At 45.8% G+C, this 21,308-nt stretch carries 14 protein-coding genes; 13 read left to right on the plus strand and 1 reads right to left on the minus strand.

Annotated elements, in window-relative coordinates:
• From AC1DSE_RS10220 to AC1DSE_RS10250, 7 genes are all read left to right on the plus strand, one after another.
• Nucleotides 1–1,501, plus strand: a 1,501-nt coding sequence (locus tag AC1DSE_RS10220) for a sensor histidine kinase (RefSeq protein ID WP_477527650.1), incomplete at its 5' end; no start/stop codon positions are given.
• Nucleotides 1,476–3,080: a response regulator transcription factor gene (locus tag AC1DSE_RS10225; protein WP_477511533.1), complete on the plus strand. Its 1,605-nt coding sequence runs from the start codon at nucleotides 1,476–1,478 to the stop codon at nucleotides 3,078–3,080. The genes AC1DSE_RS10220 and AC1DSE_RS10225, both read left to right, overlap by 26 nt.
• Nucleotides 3,081–3,096: 16 nt before the next feature.
• Nucleotides 3,097–4,947, plus strand: a complete 1,851-nt coding sequence (locus tag AC1DSE_RS10230; protein WP_477511534.1) for a DUF2264 domain-containing protein — start codon at nucleotides 3,097–3,099, stop codon at nucleotides 4,945–4,947.
• 9 nt (nucleotides 4,948–4,956) lie between these two features.
• Nucleotides 4,957–6,072, plus strand: a complete 1,116-nt coding sequence (locus tag AC1DSE_RS10235; RefSeq protein ID WP_477527653.1) for a glycoside hydrolase family 88 protein — start codon at nucleotides 4,957–4,959, stop codon at nucleotides 6,070–6,072.
• A 290-nt stretch (nucleotides 6,073–6,362) separates the two neighbouring features.
• Nucleotides 6,363–7,316 carry a hypothetical protein gene (locus AC1DSE_RS10240; RefSeq protein WP_477511535.1) on the plus strand — a complete coding sequence of 318 codons (954 nt, stop codon included), beginning with the start codon at nucleotides 6,363–6,365 and terminating at the stop codon, nucleotides 7,314–7,316.
• A gap of 31 nt (nucleotides 7,317–7,347) precedes the next feature.
• Nucleotides 7,348–11,133 carry an S-layer homology domain-containing protein gene (locus AC1DSE_RS10245; protein WP_477511536.1) on the plus strand — a complete coding sequence of 1,262 codons (3,786 nt, stop codon included), beginning with the start codon at nucleotides 7,348–7,350 and terminating at the stop codon, nucleotides 11,131–11,133.
• 295 nt (nucleotides 11,134–11,428) lie between these two features.
• Entirely contained in the window at nucleotides 11,429–11,644 is a 216-nt protein-coding gene (locus AC1DSE_RS10250) for a hypothetical protein (protein WP_076266151.1), read from the plus strand.
• 64 nt (nucleotides 11,645–11,708) lie between these two features.
• On the opposite strand, the gene AC1DSE_RS10255 is transcribed toward AC1DSE_RS10250, so the two are convergent.
• A complete protein-coding gene (locus AC1DSE_RS10255) occupies nucleotides 11,709–12,677 on the minus strand; it encodes a sugar phosphate isomerase/epimerase family protein (RefSeq protein ID WP_076266150.1) in 969 nt (322 codons plus the stop codon).
• Between the two features lie 309 nt (nucleotides 12,678–12,986).
• On the opposite strand from AC1DSE_RS10255, the gene AC1DSE_RS10260 reads away from it, so the two are divergent.
• From AC1DSE_RS10260 to AC1DSE_RS10285, 6 genes are all read left to right on the plus strand, one after another.
• Nucleotides 12,987–14,102: a S1C family serine protease gene (locus tag AC1DSE_RS10260; protein ID WP_477511537.1), complete on the plus strand. Its 1,116-nt coding sequence runs from the start codon at nucleotides 12,987–12,989 to the stop codon at nucleotides 14,100–14,102.
• Between the two features lie 53 nt (nucleotides 14,103–14,155).
• On the plus strand, nucleotides 14,156–16,084 hold the full coding sequence (locus AC1DSE_RS10265) for a stalk domain-containing protein (RefSeq protein WP_477527651.1): 1,929 nt from the start codon (nucleotides 14,156–14,158) through the stop codon (nucleotides 16,082–16,084).
• A gap of 164 nt (nucleotides 16,085–16,248) precedes the next feature.
• Nucleotides 16,249–18,780, plus strand: a complete 2,532-nt coding sequence (locus AC1DSE_RS10270) for a U32 family peptidase (protein WP_477511539.1) — start codon at nucleotides 16,249–16,251, stop codon at nucleotides 18,778–18,780.
• A 141-nt stretch (nucleotides 18,781–18,921) separates the two neighbouring features.
• The gene (locus tag AC1DSE_RS10275; protein WP_477511540.1) at nucleotides 18,922–19,497 is read left to right on the plus strand and encodes an RNA polymerase sigma factor; all 576 of its coding nucleotides are present in this window, start codon (nucleotides 18,922–18,924) and stop codon (nucleotides 19,495–19,497) included.
• Complete coding sequence (locus AC1DSE_RS10280; protein WP_477511541.1) at nucleotides 19,481–19,822, plus strand: hypothetical protein; 342 nt, start codon at nucleotides 19,481–19,483, stop codon at nucleotides 19,820–19,822. Before AC1DSE_RS10275 ends, AC1DSE_RS10280 begins: the two co-directional genes overlap by 17 nt.
• A complete protein-coding gene (locus AC1DSE_RS10285; protein WP_477511542.1) occupies nucleotides 19,819–21,291 on the plus strand; it encodes a tetratricopeptide repeat protein in 1,473 nt (490 codons plus the stop codon). Before AC1DSE_RS10280 ends, AC1DSE_RS10285 begins: the two co-directional genes overlap by 4 nt.
• Nucleotides 21,292–21,308: the final 17 nt, after the last annotated feature.

The raw sequence follows: 21,308 nt of genomic DNA on the forward strand, positions 1-21,308 counted from the left end.
CAGTAAGCTGTCACGAATTTTGGATGATCTTTTTATTCAAAAAAATGATTTTCAAGTTACGATTTTAGGGGTGAAGGAACCCTTTTATACAAACTATTCACACAGTGATTTGAACCCGAGATTGTGGTATGAGAGAAAATGGTTTCATCAATTAAATGAGCTGCCGATATTTTCTACCTATTGGCTTGGCGAACAAATTCAAACGGAAAAGATGACGACAAATTACGTAACGATGGGAAGACCGATCAAGAAGACGGCAAGTATTCCAATTGGCTATATGATCGTTAATATAAATGAGCGCTTAATACGCCCCTATCTTACAACAAACGAAAATCAGGAAATGTTTTTGTTAGACTCAAACGGCGTCGTGATCTCGCAAGCGAACCCATCAAAAATAGGAGAAAAGCTGCTTTGGTGGAAGCCGGAGGGGATGGGTCGTACGATCGAAATCGAAAGAAAAAAATATGTGTATGTCGAGCAAAAATTAGAGAGCAACGATTGGCGAGTTGTTAGCCTTATTCCAATGTCTGCGGCCATTGATAAAAACAAACAGGTGTTGTTCGTTAGCTTCATCGTTCAAGCGTTGTTCTTCTCGTTATTTTTTGTGCTGTTGACGATCCGAATATCTGCATTAACGAAGCCTATTCGTGATTTAAGTGTGTTTGTTACGAAAATTGGACGTGGTCAGCTCGACGAGCGCAATAATATACGCGGGCATAATGAAGTCGGACATTTAGCGAAAACGATAGATTTTATGCTGGATCGCATTCAAGAGATGTTCGAGCAAATTACATTAGAGCAGGCGAAAAAACGAAAAGCGGAGCTTGAAATGCTTCAGGCTCAAATTAATCCGCATTTTATGTTTAACCTGCTCAATTCGATAAGGCTCAATATATTGATTCAAGGGGATCAGGAGAATGCGGAATTAATCAAATCGCTTTCCTCTTTATTGCGAATGACGATTAATCGGGATAATGAGTTTATTCCTCTGGAGGAAGAGGGAGACACCGTGCTCCATTATGTGAAGCTTATGAATTTCCGACATGCCAATCAAGTAAGAGTCGCTTATAACTTTGAGGCTGGCTGCGAGCAAGCATTGGTTCCGCGATTCATGATTCAACCGTTAATAGAGAATGCGATCATTCATGGATTCGAACAATTTGACGGTGAAATATTTATCGATGCGAACAAAGAGCATGACAATGGACGTGAGCTGCTTCGAATTGTGGTGCGAGATAACGGAATTGGAATGACTAAAGATAAGCTGAAAGAGCTTCAAGCGAAAAGTGAGGATATACGCGACCCGCAGGAAAGCGAAAATAAAAGCTTTTCGGGCATCGGCGTAAAAAATGTGTTTCAAAGGCTGCGGCTCGTTTATGGAGAGTATGTCAAAACCACAATTGAAAGCGAGTCAGGTGTCGGAACGAAGATAACATTAATATTCCCATTCGAGTGTAAGAGAGCAGGTGCGCAGCATGTTGACGGCAATTCTAGTGGATGATGATTATCCGGTAGTACGTTATCTCTCTCAAACTGTTTTGTGGCATGAACTTGATATCCATTTGATCGGCTGTTACTCAAACGGTCTTGAGGCCTGGGAGGCAGCATGCCAGAGTCCGCCCGATATTATACTAACCGATATTGGCATGCCAAAAATGAGCGGGCTTGAGATGCTTGAGAAGTTTTGTGAAATTAATCCAAAAGGCAGAGCCGTTGTCCTGTCCTGCCACAATGAATTTAAATATGCACAGCAAGCGCTGAAATTGAATGTGAAAGATTATATTTTGAAAGAAAGCTTGGATGTCGAGCAACTACAAGCCATATTGAAAAATATCGTAACCGATTTGCAATTAGAGAACAAAAAAGCGACGGATATGGTGTTGTACAAGCAAAAGAATCAATCCGCGTTTAAAGAAAAGTTTTTGAAAGACACCTTATTTCAATCCTATTGGACAAAGGAAGCATGGTTGGAGCAAGCGCGGACGAACGGTATTTCACTCGATGCCAAAAGCTATATTCCACTAGTCGTTATTATTGATCGCATGTCGACCGTTGCAAGCAACAGGAAGTTGAACGATTATACGATAGCGTTCTCCGTCGAAAACGTCTTGCACGACTTATTGGATGCTTCACGTTGGGTGACCTTTCGTTATAGCAATAAGCAGTTAGTTATTTTGTACGGCAGCAATGATCCAGCCAAAGAGCAGCAAGAGATTTATTATGCGATGCAGGAAGCTATTGCTGTGATCTACAAATATTTGAAAATATCCGTCTCCTGTATACAAGGAAGAGAAACGAGAGGGCCAAAAGAAATGCAAGGGGTCCTGCTTCCGATGCTGAAAGAGCCGGAGCATTGCTTTTATCTCAAAGAATCGGCAGTACACAATTTCGGAGTGGTGTCATTCTCCAAAGATGATATGTATACAGAGTATTCTCAATTGTTTGCGAGCATCAATCAAAGCATCGCTTTAAATGAACCAGACGAGCTGCGGAATACGATCTTGGCGTGGACGCATGAGGTTCGAGCAAGAAGGTTTCATCCAAGCAACGTAAAGGAATTAGTGCTGCAGCTGCTTATGGACCTGCAAATGAAAACAAAAGTTACACTGCAGTATCACCCATTCTTATCGGAAGAGAAGCTGTATGATGCGGTGAATGCGATTGAGACATTAGATCATTTGGAAGAATGGATGATCCAGCATTTGAATGAGTTATCCAGAAGGTTAAGTATATATGCGATCAGCTCTAAACGTACGGAAGTGATCAAGGCACAGCAATTTGTTGTGTCGCATGTAACGGAGAAAATGACGCTGGAGGATATGGCTAACCATTTGAACTTGAATTCCAGTTATTTTAGCCGCTTGTTTAAAAAAGAGACAAATCAAAATTTCATCGAATATGTCAATATGGTCAAGCTTCAGAAAGCGAAGGAGCTTCTCCAGCAATCCAGCAAAAGCGTTGAAGAGATTTCCGATTATTTGGGTTATGCCAACAAAAGTTATTTCATTAAGTTGTTCAAACGTGAGATGGGGATGAGACCTAGCGAATATTCGGTTTGGAGCAAAGGTCATTTTGAGTGAAACGGAGAGAGCTTTTATGGCAGCAACGAGAGAATTAGATCAAGTGAGATTACAATCGAAAGCAGATTTGCAGCAAGCGGTTAGCGAGGCCTTTGAACCGTTGAAGGAGCGATTCACTCCCGGATACGCTGGTTTGGATCTCGGTGCGACAGGAGCGATTCATAGTGAGGCTATTGCCTTGATGGAAGCTTTTGCGCGTCCATTATGGGGACTAGTTCCGCATGCCTGCGGCGGGGGAGAATCAGATCTGTGGCCGATGTATGTACAGGGCATCATTCACGGAACCGATCCGGATCATGAGGAGTATTGGGGTCATTTCGGAACGAAAGATCAGAGAATGGTAGAGCAATCTATTCTGGGCTTAGGACTCGCGCTTGCTCCCCATAAAATATGGGAACCGCTAACTGACAAGCAAAAAGACAATGTATACCGCTGGCTTAATCAAATAAATCTCGTTGATCGATCCAATCCGAATAACTGGCTGATGTTTACGGTGCTAGTGAATGTGGGCTTCCAAAAAGTGGGTTTGCCGCACGATCAAGACATAATGGACAACTACCTGGACACTATTGATTCCTATTACTTAAGCGACGGCTGGTATTCGGATGGGAAGACGGATCAGCGGGACTATTATATTCCGTTCGCCATGCATTATTATGGACTCCTCTATGCCAAGCTGATGGAGAAAGAGGATGCGGAACGTGCTGCGCGTTACCGTGAGCGCGCAAGTCTATTCGCTCAGGATTTCATACATTGGTTCGCGGAGGATGGAAGCAGCATCCCATTCGGGCGCAGCCTCACGTATCGTTTTGCACAAGTTTCTTTCTGGAGTGCGTTAGTATTTGCGGATGTGCTGCCTTTCTCCATAGGAGTGATGAAAGGCATTATTATGCGCCATTTGCGCTGGTGGTTCTCACAGCCGATCTTTACGCCTGATGGCTTGCTAAGTATTGGATATGCTTATCCGAATTTACTGATGGGCGAAGGCTACAATGCGCCAGGATCTCCTTATTGGTCGTATAAAGCATTTCTTATTTTAGCTTTGCCGGATGAGCATCCCTTCTGGCAGGCGGAGGAAGAGGCATTGCCTGAGCTCAAGCCGCTTGTCGCTCAGCCGCATGCACGTATGACTATAAGCCGCCCGGAAGGTCATAAGCATGTCATTGCCTATGGCTCAGGTCAAATGGCTAACTTCGATATGTCGCATAGCGCGGCAAAATATTCGAAATTTGCCTACTCGACTTTATTCGGCTTCAGCGTGCCAAAAGGTTACTACGGGCTTACGCAGGGGGCATATGATTCGACGCTTGCGCTAAGTGAATGCGATGAGCATTACCGTGTCCGGCGATTTTGTGAGGAGTTTCGAATTCAGGAGAAATCGGTCTACTCCCGCTGGCTGCCATGGCCAAATGTCGAGGTACAGACATGGATTATCCCGGCGGGCTTGTGGCATGTTCGTGTTCATCGAATCAAGGCGGAGCGCGAGCTTGATGTCGCCGAGGGCGGATTTGCGATTCAGACGTTGGCAGGAGACGCAAAGGAACAAGCTGATGTCCTAACGATAACGGGAGCCGTGCTGGCAAAAATGCCAGACGGGATGAGCGGAATGATTAACATTTCCGGCTTCGAACAAGCGATGATGGTTTATCCAGAGGCGAATACGAATGTGCTTAAGCCTCGAACGATGATACCAACGCTAACTGCTCGTTTGACACAAGGTGAGCATATACTCATATCCGCTGTCTTTGGTGCGACGAATAGCAAAGAGAACGAGCTGGAGTGGTTAAACCCTCCTAGTGTTGAGCGGGACAGCTCGAGGAAAATGATAATCGGGAATATAATTCATAATGACATTCTTCTGAGGTGATAAATAGTGATGTGGCAAACAGCAATTGACGATGCGATAGTTAAAGTGAAACAAAATATAGGTAAACATCCAGGCAAGCTGCCGCATATTTCGGAGGGGCAGCGTTATGAGTGGGGAGAGAATGATGACTGGATCGAAGGCTTTTATATTGGCATGATGTGGCTTGCCTATGAATCTAGTGAAGATGTTTTCTATAAGGAAGCAGCACAGTCCTTTTTGCCGAACTTTAAAGACCGGCTTGATCGCCATGTGGCACTCGATCATCATGATATTGGTTTCCTATATTCGTTGTCAGCCGTTGCAGAGTGGCGAGTGACAGGAAGCGAAGAGGCCCGGATGGTGGCGCTTGAAGCTGCTGAAAGGCTCTATTCACGCTGGCGGCCGAGGATAGGGATTATTCAAGCTTGGGGCAAAGAGGATGACCCGGAAAACGGGGGACGAATGATCATTGATTGTTTAATGAATCTTCCACTGTTGTTCTGGGCCTATGAACAGACAGGCGAACAAAAATATTATGATATTGCCTACAAACATGCTTGTGCCAGTCAAAAATTTCTAGTTCGTGGCGACCGATCATCGTATCATACGTTTTACTTCGATCCTAAGACGGGTCATGCGCTTCGAGGCGKGACTCATCAAGGTTATGAGGATGGCTCGACTTGGACAAGAGGGCAAGCCTGGGGCATTTATGGTTTTGCACTCGCATACCGCTATACAAAGGTTGCCGCTTTTTTGGAAACGTCCAAACGGCTGGCTCATTACTTCATTGAGCATTTGCCCGAGGATCATGTCGCTTATTGGGATTTTGATGTACCGATGGAATGGGACACGCCTCGTGACAGCTCAGCATCGGCTATTGCAGTATGCGGCATGTTAGAGCTGATGGAGCTGCTTGCTGAAGAGGATGCCGACCTTGCAATATTCGAGAAGGCCATTCATAGCAGCATGAATTCATTAGTTCAGCATTATGCAACAACAGATCTTCCGAATGCGGAGGGGCTGCTGAAGCATGGCTCTTATCATGTGCGGGGCGATCGCGCGCCGGATGATTATATGATTTGGGGCGATTATTATTATTTAGAAGCGTTAATCCGCATGAACAAAGGCATTAAAGGGTATTGGTAGCCTATGTAGATACTTTGAAACAAGCTTAGCTGAATGATCTTGTCCACCCCTATAAGAAGAGGCTGTCACTTTAGGTTTATAACCTTTAGCGGCAGCCTCTTTTCTGTGTAGGGTGTCAAGATTCATCTGCATCGCTAGTTTGGCAAAGAGGTTTAGCTGCATTTTTAGCAATAGGTAAAAATTATACGATATCAGTCAAATCTGTTCATTATAGCGAAGTTTGGTTTCTGTCTATAATAGTACAAAGTTTAATTGTAAGTGCTTACATAGAGGGAGGAGGCAAGGACAACGTGAAAGGGAAAAAGCTGTTATTCGTCGTATGCAGCATGCTTATTGTACTTATTGCAGGAGCATTATCGCTGGGTAACATGCCTGCTCTAAACCCTGCGGATAAGACTGCGTTTACGATCGATAATTACGATATATCGGAAAGTGAATTTCAAGCTTTTTTACAAAGCAACAAGGCTTTAACGACAAGTTATTTCAAGCGAACCTACAATGTAGATTATGAAAAGGATTTTTGGGCAGCATCGTTCAACGGTGAAAACCCGCTGGAGTATGCGAAGCAAAAAGCTATGGATGAGCTTGTGAAGGTGAAAATGGAGCAAATCATTTTGAAGGAGAATGGTATCCTCAGTGACATTTCTTACGAAGCGTTCTTGAAGAGCTATGATCAAGAAAATAAGGATAGAGCAAAAAAAGCAGCTAACAATCAGCCTATTTACGGCCCCAAGAAGTATGGGAAAGCAGAGTACTACTCCTATTATCAAAGCATGAACGTTCAGAAGCTCATCGATAAATGGACGAAGGAAGCGCAAAGTACGCTGCCCGACCAAGAGCTTAAACTTTATTATGACAAGGTGAAGCAGCAGTATTTTCACAAAGGGTATGAATTTGATTACGAGAAAATTTCCTTGGATAGCAAAGCGGGTATGAAGGAGGAGCTGACACTTAATCTGGCGGAAACCTCCAAAGAGGATACACTATCGCAAAATCTTTACACCCTATTTCTTGGCCTCTCGGAAGGTGAGTATAGCGATATCGATCAATCAGGCGAGGGAATGTATAGGTATAGGCTTCTAGCAAAGCGAGATAAAGGCATGGAAAAGTATGAGGATGTTAAGAACGCCGTCATTCAACTGCATGTGCAGGAGCGGCTAGAAGAAGAAGTGAGCATGCGTTTGAAACAGACGAAGATTGAATTTAATAAGGAGGTGTTTCCTAAAATAACGTTCATGTCGTAAGTCTATCAAAAATAATAGGAGGATGATTTTTTTGAAGCATTATATGCAGCAAAAGCTTGTATCCATGGTTCTATTAGTCGCACTCTTAACGACAATAGCGATTCCCGCTGTTTCAGCACAGGAAACGGGCGTACCGCTGGAGGACTCGCAGCCGCTTGCTATAGCAGAGCAGTCGGTAACAGGCTCGACATATTATGTCAGCAATGAGGGCAATGACGATAATGATGGCAAATCGGAGGATCAAGCTTGGGCATCGCTAGAGAAGGTTAATAGCGTAGGCTGGAAGCCTGGCGATCGCATTTTATTCAAGGCTGGCGATGTATGGAATGGCTCATTGAAGCTAAGAGGAATATCAGGTACCAAGGAAGCACCGATCATCTTCGATAAATATGGCAGTGATGATCCTTCAGTAAGACCGATCATTAACGGCAATGGAACAACAACGACTGAGAAATCAGCTATTATTCAAAATTATACTGGCGTGAAGGATAAAACATTATCCGCTACGATCGACGTTGTGGACGGCAGCTACCTGCAGTTTCACAACTTTGAATTAACGAATAAAAACCCTGACGTTGTCTCGCAGCGGGCAGGCATTAACATTAGAACAGCTTCAACCAATGTAACGGAATGGGAAGCTAACCCGCACCGAGGAATCGTAGTGAAGAACAACTATATCCACGATGTCGATGGCAACCCTACAGGCTGGAAGGTAGGCAGCGGCGGCATTCTGATCCTTGGCAATATTGAGGATGTGCTCGTTGAAGGAAATACGGTGGAGCGGGTCGATATTGAAGGCATTCGAAATGCGGGTCTTTACCGAGAAGGCGATACGAAAGCCAATTTCCCGAGAGTTCTGCGAAATGTAGTGTTCAATAATAACTATGTTGCCGATGTGCAGGGTGACGGCTTCGTTATGAGCAACGTGGGCAGCAACGGCAGAATGGAATATAATACGGTCGTCAGGCATTCGGCGAAAAATGTAGGCAACGTCAATTATGCCGGTCTATGGGTCATTGGCGTGAAGGATATGGTCATTCAATACAATGAAGTGTATGGCGGTATTTATGGCTACAATGATGGGCAGGCCTTTGACGTAGATATGTTTTGCGAAGGAACTCTCTATCAATATAACTACAGCCACAGCAACCGTGGTGGATTCATATTATTTATGAGCGGCTCAACAAACTCTCTCGTTCGCTATAATATTAGTGTAAATGATGGAGATGGTCGATATATATTCCATTATCTTCCTACTACACTTGGAGATGCTCCATTAATTCATAACAATACTTTCTTTACGGATGCGCAGGTGCAGACGAAGCTGATCAGCGATCCTGGAAAATACTTAAGAATGTACAATAATATCTTTTACTCCAAGGCGAATACAACGATTGGACAAGACCGCTTTGCTGGCGGCGAAGTGAAAAATAATATTTTTTATCCGGGCAGCGAGTACAAGGATTTGAAGCTGACTGGATTATCATTGGATCAAAACATGTTTGCAAGTCCGCAATTCGCAAGAGCGGGTGAAGAGCCAAAAGATATCATTAATGCGAGCCAAAGCACATTTGATGTAGAGAAATTGAACGGATACAAATTGCTGCCAGGCTCACCGGCAATCGATGCAGGGATGGATATGACAGCATTGACGCCATCGGTATGGGCTCCTGCAACAAAAGACTTCTTTAATAATGCGATCACATCTGCTGCTAAAGTGGATATTGGAGCGCATGAATATTCGGATGATGCGCCAAGCGAGCAGGCACCAGAGGTAATGCCGCAAACGATTGTCATTGACAAACCTGTGCTGGAGCTTCATGCAAAGCATAGAGGCGAGAAGATGACGGCTTCGGTTGGTCCAGACAACGCATGGTTTAAAGGAATCAAATGGTCGAGCAGCAATCCTGCAGTGGCCGCCATTAATGCGCAAGGATTTGTATCCCCGCTGCTTGAGGGTGAAACGATCATTACAGCTGAAAGCACTATTAATCCGAATGTGAAAGCTGAAGCGCGAGTCATAGTTCATGCGCCTTCAAAGGTTGTATCCTACCTTGTTGCTTCAGACGGAACGGAGTTATCAGAGGAGAAGACTACGCTGCAGCTAAGAATTGACGGCGTGACGGAGGATCAAAATGCGATTGAATATGCGGATTATCATCAAGTAGAGTATGCGACGAATAATGAGAATGTCGTTGTAGACTCGTTGACAGGCAAGCTTGAGGTGATCGGCGATCTAGCAGGTGTCACTGAGGTTGAGGTTTCTGCTAAGGTGCAGGAATACAAGGACTTGGTCTACTCGGAAAGCTTCGAGAACGGCTGGAATGACTTCCTGCCAGAGACCGGTACGAGTATTACGACGGGCAGCATTTCGGATAAGATCGCTTATCATGGCGATCAAAGTGCGCTATTTGTTGTTGGAAACGGCAGCAATGCCATTCAAAAGGTGTCTGGCGGCAAGCAGCAGGGCGTCGTATCGATGATGCTTTATGATGACGGCTCCGAAAGCTCGAAGACGCGGGTTGTCGCGCATGTCGGAAATGCAAGAAGCAGCCTGCTTGCAGGCATGGGCTTATTGTATGACGGCGGCACCTATGGGTCGCTGGAGTATTATTCAGTAAGGGCAAGCGGATCTTCAACCGCATGGGAAGCCACTCCGGTGAAACGAAGCGTCGGATGGCATGAACTGAAGTGGGATTACACATCAGGTACAGACTTAAAGATGTATATCGATGGGCAATTGGTGAAAACAACGACAGCGATTGCAAGCTTCGACAGAATCGTACTCGGTTATTTATGGGATAGTGCAAATGGACGTACATTTGCTTTCGACAATATTAAATATTCTTCTACGGGTGAATTAGTTTCATTGCCGACAAAAGCGCTGACTCTTCACGTAAAACAACCAGAGCCAAAGGCGCCAGCATGGGAAAACGCAGTAGTGACCGCTTCGAATGTGACGCAGACGGGAGTAACCTTAAACTGGACACCGGCTGTCGATGCGCCAAGCATCACAGAATATGCCATTTACAAGGATGGCGTCAAACTGGCGAGCGTTGCAGGCAGTGTGTATAGCTACCAAGTAAGCGGACTATCTGCGGATACGTCTTACACGTTCAAGATTGAAGCGGGCAACGCAGGCGGCAAGTGGAGTGAGGATGGTCCAAGTGTTATCGTGAAAACGAACGTGGATACATCATCACCCGGTGGTACACCTGGAGGCGGAACAACCAATCCTGATCCGGTGAATCCAGATGGAAAAGATCCTGAGAAACCGACAACGGACATTGTACTAACGGACATCGAAGGACACTGGGCATCGGATGCCATACAGCAAGCGATTAAGCTTAAATTTATTAATGGCTATACGGACAATTCCTTCCGTCCAAATGCAAGTGTAACGCGCGGAGAATTTGCTGCAATGCTGGCAAGAGCTCTGCATCTAGAAGAAAAAGGCGACGCTGATTTTGCAGATATCGACATGATTCCTGCATGGGCAAGACCTTATATTGCGAGTGTAGTGAACGCAGGTATCGCAAGCGGGTTCGAGGATAATACGTATCGTCCGGCTCAAGCGATTACGCGCGCAGAGGTGGCAGCTATGATCGTCCGTGCGAAGAAGCTGCCTCTAGAGAACAATGCCGAGCTATCGTTTAAAGATGCTGATCAAATCCCAAATTGGGCAAAACCTTTTGTGGCAGCAGCATATAAAGCGGGTCTACTTCAAGGAAGAGACGGCGGCATATTCGCTCCTGCGGATCAGGCAACAAGGGCAGAAGCGGTGACTTTAATTTTAGCATTGCTGAATAGCAAGTAGCTCGTTAAGGATCGGGAAGAGTGAAATACTTCCCGATTCCTTTTTTAGTTATTTATTATTTCATCAAGGGTGTAGGCTCATTCAGTACCGTCAAAATGCTGTTATAGATCTTGGTAGAGATGGACAATTTATAGATGAGGGCTTATTAGTGAATGCTGGCTCTAAGCTAAAGATTCATTTTTTTTAGGAAATCGTGACAAACTTGTTACGAATGAAGATTCGGACTTGCGCCTTGAGCCACAAAAAGCTAACATATAGTAAAATAGGTTACGTGCGAAAAAAAGGAGGTCCCTTCATGTTTTTGGCAGAAGCAGCAGCTCAAACAGCAAGTAAAATTGGAACTTTCGATTGGTTTATGTTGGCCTTTACCGTATTGATCGCAATCGGACTGGTTCGACTACTGACCGCTCGTCCGAAGAAAAACATTTTTGCAATCGGTTTTACAACCGTTTCACTCGCATTGTTTTTGTTGATTGATTTCATTATGATCACAAAGGTTTGGATGGCGTAACAGCATACATAGAAAAAAGGTCTGCCGGACAAGTCCGGCAGACCTTTTTCTTTATTGCTAGAAGTTAAACCCACCACATCTCGCCAAGCGGCTCGCGGATAAGAATTTGTTGAAGATTTTGAACTGCTTTTGTGAAGCCTTCATCAACGGACATTAAGCCGTCTTCATGCTCGATGCTCACAACATAGTCGTAGCCCACTAGACGAAGCGCGCTAAGGATGTCTGCCCATGTTTTGAGGTCATGGCCGTAACCAACYGTACGGAACTGCCAAGCACGGTCAAGCATAAGGGCATACGATTGCATGTCCGTTACGCCGTGGTGATTTACGTTAATCGGATCGATTGTCGTATCCTTAGCATGGAAGTGATGGATAGCTCCAGCGCGTCCAAGGATATGTACCGCTTGAACAGGGTCAATTCCTTGCCACCACATGTGGCTTGGATCTAGGTTGGCGCCGATTGCATTGCCAGCCGCTTCGCGAAGGCGAAGCATAGTAGCCGGGCTGTGAACGGAGAAACCGCCATGCAGCTCAAGGCCCATCTTCACACCGCTAGCTGTAGCAAGCTTGCCGATCTCAGACCAATATGGAATAACTTTTGCTTCCCATTGCCAGTTCAAAATTTCTTGGAAATCGTTTGGCCAAGGAGCAACCGGCCAGTTCGGATATTTTGCATCCTCGTGATCGCCAGGGCAGCCAGAGAAAGTATTTACAACGGAAACTTCAAGACGGTTAGCAAGCTCAATCGTTTTACGAATAACTTCATCATGCTCAGACGAAATAGCTTTCTGAGGGTGCAATGGGTTACCGTGGCAGCTAAGTGCGCTGATCATCAAACCGCGTGATTCTACCGCATGTTTAAACGCTTTCAGTTTTCCTTCATCCGCAAGCAAACCATCAAGGTCGCAGTGTGCGTTCCCAGGGTATCCGCCAGTTCCGATTTCAATGGCATCAAGTCCTTTGGATGCGATGTAGTCAAGTGCTTCCTCGAACGGCTTTTGTGCAAAAAGTACGCTAAATACTCCTAATTTCATTTGTTCATTTACCTCCCGAATCCATCGATATGGATTGATTTAGTAGTCCCGTCTAGTATAACACTTCTATTCTCAGAACACATAACCGAAATCATATTTGGCAAAATCGCATAATAACTAAACAAAACAAGCGCAGTACGAGGAATCGAGATTAATAATTAGTATTTTTTTGGGAGAACAAATCTATCGATTTTCATTGTTGTATATGGGAAATTATGCTATATTACAACGGATTACTACTATTTCATGCATCATAGTTTCTTCATTAAGGGATTGGTATGCATGAACAAAAATTAGGAGAGTGGCTTCATGAAAAGCAGCTTGCTACGTGTCTGCAGCTTCATTGTATTAGGAGCGATTGTTGCAGCAGGAACGGTATGGGGTGCTGGTGCAAGCAACACAGCTACACATACGCTAAATGCTGCGAAAATTAATGGCGAGGTTTATGTCAAAGCAAGCTCATTAACAAGCTCGCTAGGCGGAACGGGTACGTTTGATTCCAAGACAAACACGTATGCGTATACGCCAGTCGATATCCCATCGGTTGTAAAGAAGGTATCGCCTTCCGTCGTCGCGATTATCGGTAAGCCGAAGGATATCGGCTCAGCCGATCCAAGGTATGCATTGGCGCATGGAACCGGCGTTATTATTCGTACAGATGGCTGGATCGTGACGAATGCGCATGTTGTTGAGGATATGACCAATCTGGTTGTCGTTACAGCAGACGGAAAGAAATACGATGCAGAACGCACGCATCACGATGAGGCAAGTGATCTGGCATTAGTTAAGATTAAGGCATCGAAGCTCCCAATCGCGAAGCTTGCCCCGTCACCGCTTAAGGTTCAAGTAGGCGAGACGGTAGTAGCCATCGGCACACCTGTATCGTTCTCCCTTCGCAATACGGCAACAAGTGGTATCCTGAGCGGCATGAATCGGAGTGTTTCTTCGGCATACAACCTGCTCCAAACGGATGCATCGATAAATCCAGGCAACAGCGGTGGGCCGCTTGTTAACATGAAAGGCGAGGTCATCGGCATTAATTCTTTAAAGTTTGTAGAGGTAGGAGTCGATAATCTCGGATTCTCTATTCCTGCGGATACCGTGCAGTACGTAACGAGTCATTTTTTCAAATACGGACATGTGAAACGCGCCTCGCTTGGCCTTGGACTTGAGGAAAGCTGGTCTGCGCTTATCGGAATCCCGACCTCCGACCCGTTAACAGTCAAATCGGTGACATCGGCAGCCGCCAAAAAAGCAGGTATCCAAGCTGGCGATTTGCTTTATAAAGTTGCAGGCAAGCAAGTATCCGCAAAGGTGGAGCTTAATGAGCTGCTAAAAAGTTATTTGCCGGGTCAACAAGTGGAGGTAATGCTGCAGATCGACGGTGACCTGGTTACCCGCAAGCTGACATTAGTAGAAGGTTAGGCGGCAGAGTTAAATTAAGATCAAAGTTATTATTTAATTATAAGGGGATATAGATGATGAGATTAAATATGTTTAAAAGAATGTTAACCATGCTTTTGCCGGTTTTGCTTGTTTTAGCGATGTTGCCGGTAGCTGCATTCGCAGCAGAGGCAGACAATAAGGTTGAAGTACGCTTGAAGGCGGGCAGCAAAACGGTCAAAATTAATGGGAAAGCTACTACGGTAGAGGCTCCTTTTGTAAGCAACGGAACAACGATGGTTCCGCTAAAAGTCATTACAAATGCTTTTGGTGCAGGACTTAAATTGGAAAACGGCAATGTGATCACACTTACTTACAATGACCGCAAGATTGTTTTAACTTTTGGCAGCAAAACAGTAAAAGTGAACGGTGCAGCCAAAGCAGTAGCAGTTGCTCCAGTTGCAGTTAAAGGCTCAACAATGGTGCCGCTGCGCGTTATTGTAGAAGCTTTTGGCGCAAAAATTACAGCTGACAATGCGACTAAAGAAACCATTATTATTGGTGTACGTGCACAATCGTCCGGTACGGGCGGCACTTCTATTGATTCCGAATTTGGTAAAACAAAAATTGGTGACAGCTACCATGGCTGGTCATTAAATTATCCAGCAGGCTTGATTCAAGTGGATCAAAGCGATAACGGCGAATTTATTACTTGGGCAGATACTGCCGATGATTCCAAGGTTGCTGCGCAAGTGAATGTGATTACAGAACGTGTAGGCGATGACAAGCTGTCTGTCGAAGAGCAGAGAGAGCTTATGATTTCCTATTATGATCAAGATGAGATTACAGTAGACAAACGCCCGATCACTGTAGGCGGTTTAACCTTCGAGAAGGTGATAAGCTACGCTAAACAAACAAAAATGAACTACGAGTATCGCGGTATTCAAAARGGCGATAAGTATTACATTGTTATTGTAGGTGCTAAGGGTGCGAATAAGTCAGTTTTGACTAGCTATGATACATTCTTAAATAGCTTTACTCCTTCTTTTAATACAGCAGATAAATCGCTTAAGGATGTTACGAAGGTAAAAGATGGCGTAATCACCTTCAAAGACGAGGATTATGGGCTAACGGTTAAGCTTCCAACGGATTGGAACAAAGATTATGAGAGCACGACACCATCGTTCCAAAACGATAAGGAACTTTTCTTCTTTTCTCTCACTTCATTAACAGCAGGCGTTACGATGGACAATTGGGCACAAAAGAGGGAAGCGAGAATTCGTGAGGATTTTGTTAACTCCAGTGTTCGCAATTTCGTTACAACACCGGTAACTTTGATTGATGGCAAGGCGGTAGCGCTAAGCTATGAGCTTTCGTTAGGTGAGGACGCATGGTTTACCTATAATGAGATTGCTTTATTTTCAGGAAATTACCGTTATTCATTAGTTTATATGTATCCTACCGCTAATAGCGCGAAGAGCAAGCTTACGTACAACCAAGTTTTGGCTTCGGTCGATATTGATACTGCTTTAATTGAGAAAACATTTGGCAATGTTGAGGAAAGTTATGATTTGGCTGATCGCAGCACAAAAACAACAAAACGCAGCTCTACGTATGGTTATTCTATTGAACTCCCAACCTACTGGTATGGTATTCAGAAAAACTTTAACGAAGATGATGTTTTGTATACGTTTAGTGCAGGCAGCTTAAATATTTTTGAGTCGGATACAGCAGCGGCGACCGTTGTGAATTCGCTTTTGCAATATGTGAATTCAGCTGAAGGCAGCGCGCAGGGAAGTACGACGAAGCAATCTAATACGGTTACGATTAATGGAAAAACGGCACAGCATGTCGTTATCCATACATCCAAGCCACAAGATGATATTCCGTATACAGAAGAGTTTTATATTTTTGACTCTGCACAAGGAACTATGGTATTTAGCTTAAACTATTACGATGTGCGTGCTTCAGACAGCAACCTTAAAATCATTAACGACGCAGTGCAATCGATTMGTTTTAATTAGTAGAAGGCCGGTTCCCTTATTGGGGAATCGGTCTTTTTTTCATTTAAATGAGGCGTCAACCGTGAATGCTTGCGCGATGCCAGTATTGTGTAGTGGTATAGATGTCCGTGGTTTGTTAAGATAGTGGAAGCAGGTTTCAAGAATGAGAGGGATTGATAGTTAAAATGACAGATACAATAATGAGATCGGACATAGAGCTGCTGGCTCCGGCTGGCGATTGGGATTGCATGAGAGCGGCCGTAGCAAATGGCGCGGATGCGATATTTTTTGGTGTGGAGAAATTTAATGCCCGCGCACGCGCAAACAATTTCCGCAGTGAGGAACTGCCGGAAATTATGGCATTTTTGCATACGTACGGGGTAAAAGGTTTCCTCACATTTAATATTCTCGTATTTGAGGATGAGCTGAGAGACGCGCAGAAGTTAATCGAAATGTGTATCGATGCAGGCGTGGACGCGGTAATCGTACAGGATTTAGGACTAGTGAAGCTGATTCGTGAGCTGTCGCCAGACTTTCCAATTCACGGCTCTACACAAATGACGATCACATCGCCAGAGGCTGTCGAGTTTACGAAGCCGTTTGGTCTTGAGCGGGTCGTGCTAGGCCGCGAAAATAATTTGAAGCAAATTCGTACCATTGGCGAGCAAGCGAAGCTGCCAATGGAGGTATTCGTGCACGGTGCGCTATGCGTATCGTATTCGGGTCAGTGTCTCACGTCCGAGATGTGGGGCGGACGCTCGGCCAATCGCGGTGAATGCGCGCAGGCTTGCCGGCTGCCGTATGATTTGATGGTCGATGGCGAGGTACAGCCGATGGGAGACATCGCGTATTTGCTGTCGCCGAAGGATTTGGCGGCGATTGATATTGTGCCGGAGCTCATCCAAGCGGGCGTAACCTCGTTCAAAATTGAAGGACGTCTCAAAAGTCCGGAGTATGTCGCGAATGTCGTGAGCAAGTATCGGCGCGCGATCGATAAATATTTTGACGGCGACTTGTCGAAGCCGTCTGTGGAGGATGTGCGTGAGCTGCAGCAAAGCTTCTCGCGCGGCTTCACGCATGGTTTCCTGTCGGGAACAAACAACAAGATGCTTGTTGAGGGTACGTTCCCGAAAAGCCGCGGTGTCTACCTCGGCCGAGTAGAGCGCATTATGCGCGATGCGGTTACGCTGAAGATCGAAGCGCCGCTTAAGCGCGGAGATGGCATTGTGTTTGACGCAGGCGACCCGACGAAAAAGGAAGAGGGCGGCCGCGTTTACGATATTCGCCGTCAAGGCGTGAAAATCGAGGGCGAAGCGCAGGAAGGCATTTTGATCGAGCTGGTAGCTGGACGCAATGATGTTGATTTGCGCAAGGTTCATGTAGGCGACCGTGTGTGGAAAACGAACGATCCGGCGCTGGACAGACGCCTCAGAGCTTCTTTTGAAACAGAAAAGCCATATCGCGTATTCCCGCTTCATGTTCGAGTGACGGGCGCGCTTGGCCAGCCGATGCGTACCTGGTGGACAGATGTGCAGAAGGGGACGACGGTTGAAGTCGCGTCAGAGATTGATTTGGAGCAGGCACAGAAGCGTCCGATGGACGCAGCGCTGCTTGAGGATCAACTGGGCCGTCTGGGCGGCACGGTTTATCAGCTTGAGAAGCTCGAGGTAGAGCTGCAAGGCGATTTGATCGTACCTATCCGTGAACTGAACAGAATGCGCCGTGAAGCGGTCGAGCTGCTTGCAGGCGAGCGTCCGAAGCCGCCTGTATATGTGAAGAATGCAATTTACGCAAGCGAGGACGCTGTTTTGGCTGATGTAGCGAAAAAAGATATTTTGGCTCCTCAGAGCGGAAAAGATGCAAACTTGATCGCACTATGCCGCACCTTGGAGCAGGTGCAGGCAGCAGTCAAAACCGACGTCGCTTATGTATACGCTGATTTTGAATTTATTAAACAATTTCCAGCAGCGGTAGCCGCTGCCCGTGAAGCAGGCAAACCAATTGCTCTGGCTACGCCGCGCATTCACATGCCTGGCGAAAATGGCTACCATGCGAATATATTGAAGCTGCAGCCCGATGCCGTACTTGTTCGGAACACTGGAGCGCTTTATTACTACTTGCGCGCCCGTGCAGCTAATCCGGACAAGCCATTTCCGAAGCTGATTGGCGATTTCTCGCTGAACGTAGCCAATCATAAGGCAGTGAAGCTGTTTACCGAGGTTGGTCTTGATCTGATAACACCGTCGTATGATTTGAACATTCAGCAGATGGTTGATTTGCTGGAAAACTCAGATACGTCGATGCTGGAAATGGTTATCCATCAGCATTTGCCGATGTTCCACACGGAGCATTGCGTATATTGCACCTTTATGAGTGAAGGGACTGACTTCACAAACTGCGGACGTCCTTGTGAGGAGAAGCGTGCTTCCCTGCAGGATCGTATTGGCATGGCGCATCCTGTTCGCGTAGACGAAGGCTGCCGCAACACCGTGTACAATGCAATCGAGCAATCGGGTGCTGAGTACATTCGCAATTTTGTAGGAATGGGCGTATCCAATTTCCGTGTCGAGTTTCTAGAAGAAACGCCGGAGAAAGTGCTTGAAGTGTTGTCTCTTTACCGTGATGCGCTTGATGGCCGTATTAGCGGCACGCAAGTATGGCGCAGCCTGAAAGCCATTAACCAGCTTGGCGTTACGCGTGGTCAACTGGTCAAATAAATCTAACGAAATTACAAGCGATACCGTCTTCTCTGCGAATGGGAGGGCGGTATTTTTTTGCTGTGAAATTTTAAAAAGGCGGATTTGCAACCTTTTGCGCTTCAAACGGCATCTTTACTTATAGAGAGAGCAGGTGAATGGATGAGTGCGGAGCAACAAGCGATTGAACGACTGAAAGGCGGTGACGGCTCCGCCCTGAAGTGGCTGATGGAGCAGTACGGCAACGATATTTTGCGGACAGCCGCCTTGCTGCTAAAGGATCATCACTTGGCAGAGGATGTGAGCCAGGAGGTATTTATAACCGCTTTTCAAAAAATAAAACAATACCGCGGCGATGGAAGCCTGCGCGGCTGGCTGCTGCAAATGACGATTAATCGCTGCCGCAGCAAGATGCGGCTCGTTTCATGGAAAAGGCTGCTGTTTCGAGCGGAAACAGGGGAAGAAATGAGCATACATAACATGATGTTTAAAGCGCCGAGCGATGCGGGAGTTGAACAATGGCTGCTGGCCTCATCGCTTCGTGAATCCATTGAAGTTATGCCTTTCAAATATCGTGAGGTCATCGTTCTTTATTATTATCAAGAGCTGACCATTAAAGAAATTGCGCAGGTGCTCGGTGAGCCGGAAAGTACCATTAAGAGTAAGCTGCTGCGAGGACGGCGACAGCTCAGGCAGCAATTAGAGGAAGGAGACTGGCAGGATGAAACAAGAGCATGATACAAAAAGCATTCGTGATAATTTGGATATAGAGCTGGCGGGTGTTCAGTTCACTGAACAGCTTCAAAAGACTGTTTTAGACCGAGCATGCCCTCCTTCATTTTGGAATCGGGAGCTGCGTATACCTGGGATTGCTGTCGTTTTAGTTCTATGCATGTGTATCGCTGTACCCGTAATCGGCTGGCAGCGTTTATCGTCATCCGTATATTCTCCGCAAACGATGGATGCCAAGCCCCAGCCTGAAAGCAGCGATCGGTTAATTATGATTGCAGGCGGCGTTTATTATGAGTCAGAGCTGCTTGAAGGGTGGGCGAAGGAAAAATGATACGAATGAAAGTGAAAACGATGGCCATGCTGCTCGCTTTTCTTATGATTGCAGCGGGAGCTTGCTATTTTCTAATTCCTTTTTTCCTTTTTCATACGGAGAAATACGATGTTTTGTGGAAGTGGTTTCCTAGAACCGAGAGCGCGGAATCTGCACTTTTATTAGCGTCTGAGGCGTCTGAACTGGTTACGGATTCGAGCGGCGACGATCGTATATTTATTTTCCCGAGCAGCAGCTCCTCCAGCGGAGGAGAACGAACGGGAGAGGAACGTATGCGCGAGATAAACCGACTCGAACATTTGGTGGAGCAATATTCAACGTCGTCATATATTTATGGGGTTAAATTTAATTTGGGCAAGCTTTATATGTGGAACAAGGAGTGGGATAAAGCAGAACGGCTTTTTGCAGAGCTTGAAGCAAATGTGAATACCGGTACATTCCATGCGGATGAGGAGCTGCGAACCTATCAAGCGATTTTGAGTACAAGAACGGCGATACCTGATAAGCAGGCTGCTATAAGAGGGAAAGTTAAGATTGGCGAAAAACCGGCTGCGAATGTATTTGTTATATTGCACCGCAAGGATGCAAGCGGATGGAGCACGCCGCCTTATCTTCATTACCCGGTAGCCATTACAGATGAGCAGGGTGTTTATCGTTTTTATGACGTGGATGCTAATGAGTATGAGGTTGGAGTCGGTGTCACCCCTGCTGAGGTAAATGGCTATTATTTAACGCAGTCTGACCGAGAGTATGTGAGCGCTCTGGAAGGCAAAACAGAAACATACGATTTTCAATTTGTACCGCAAGTAAGTGTAATATCACCAGTTAATAAAGAGCAGCTAACCGGGGATAAATTGCAATTCGAATGGAATGCCTATCCGGGTGCGGATTACTATACGCTTTCGATTACGTCCATTTTCCGCATGAAAGATGGGAATACTGTTGGCGCTAATACGGTACAGCTTTCGGATGAGCGCTTTAAAGGAACAACAGCGGAGTACAGCTTGAAGGAATTGAGAGGAAATACGCTGGGATTTGGCAAAAGCACGGACTCGGGAGGAAATGTTGCTTTGTCTAATATCGGAGTGCTTGGCGCGGTTTATCCCGGGGGAGATTTCATATGGTCAGTTGATGCTTATGATGCGGGCGGGCGAAAAATATCGAGCTCTAGCGGCTATTACACAGCTCTAATCCAGAAACCCCCGTTTTTCACGATGCCAGAGGAAGGGATGCTTGTTGGAGACAGGCTGGTCATTCAAGGGGAATATGAGGAGGCCATCGCGTCTTACAAGTTAGAAGGGGATAACGATGACGCACTGCGTCCGCTAGCTAGACTGATTTATTACGGCATTACGAAGGCAGACGGCGATCCAGCGGAAGCTTTGACTTATTTAGAGCGGGTAAGAATTCCCAATGCTAGCGACAAGGACCTGATGAAGCAAATGAAAGAGAAGCTTGAAGGTAAGTAACTGTTTGACACGGATTT

Source organism: Paenibacillus sp. 01L418 (genome assembly GCF_056400045.1).

Bases quoted from the DNA above. Each gene is read 5' to 3' on its own strand.
- AC1DSE_RS10225 (WP_477511533.1), top strand. From the start codon at position 1,476: ATGTTGACGGCAATTCTAGTGGATGATGATTATCCGGTAGTACGTTAT.
- AC1DSE_RS10230 (WP_477511534.1), top strand. From the start codon at position 3,097: ATGGCAGCAACGAGAGAATTAGATCAAGTGAGATTACAATCGAAAGCA.
- AC1DSE_RS10250 (WP_076266151.1), top strand. From the start codon at position 11,429: ATGTTTTTGGCAGAAGCAGCAGCTCAAACAGCAAGTAAAATTGGAACT.
- AC1DSE_RS10260 (WP_477511537.1), top strand. From the start codon at position 12,987: ATGAAAAGCAGCTTGCTACGTGTCTGCAGCTTCATTGTATTAGGAGCG.
- AC1DSE_RS10270 (WP_477511539.1), top strand. From the start codon at position 16,249: ATGACAGATACAATAATGAGATCGGACATAGAGCTGCTGGCTCCGGCT.
- AC1DSE_RS10275 (WP_477511540.1), top strand. From the start codon at position 18,922: ATGAGTGCGGAGCAACAAGCGATTGAACGACTGAAAGGCGGTGACGGC.
- AC1DSE_RS10280 (WP_477511541.1), top strand. From the start codon at position 19,481: ATGAAACAAGAGCATGATACAAAAAGCATTCGTGATAATTTGGATATA.
- AC1DSE_RS10285 (WP_477511542.1), top strand. From the start codon at position 19,819: ATGATACGAATGAAAGTGAAAACGATGGCCATGCTGCTCGCTTTTCTT.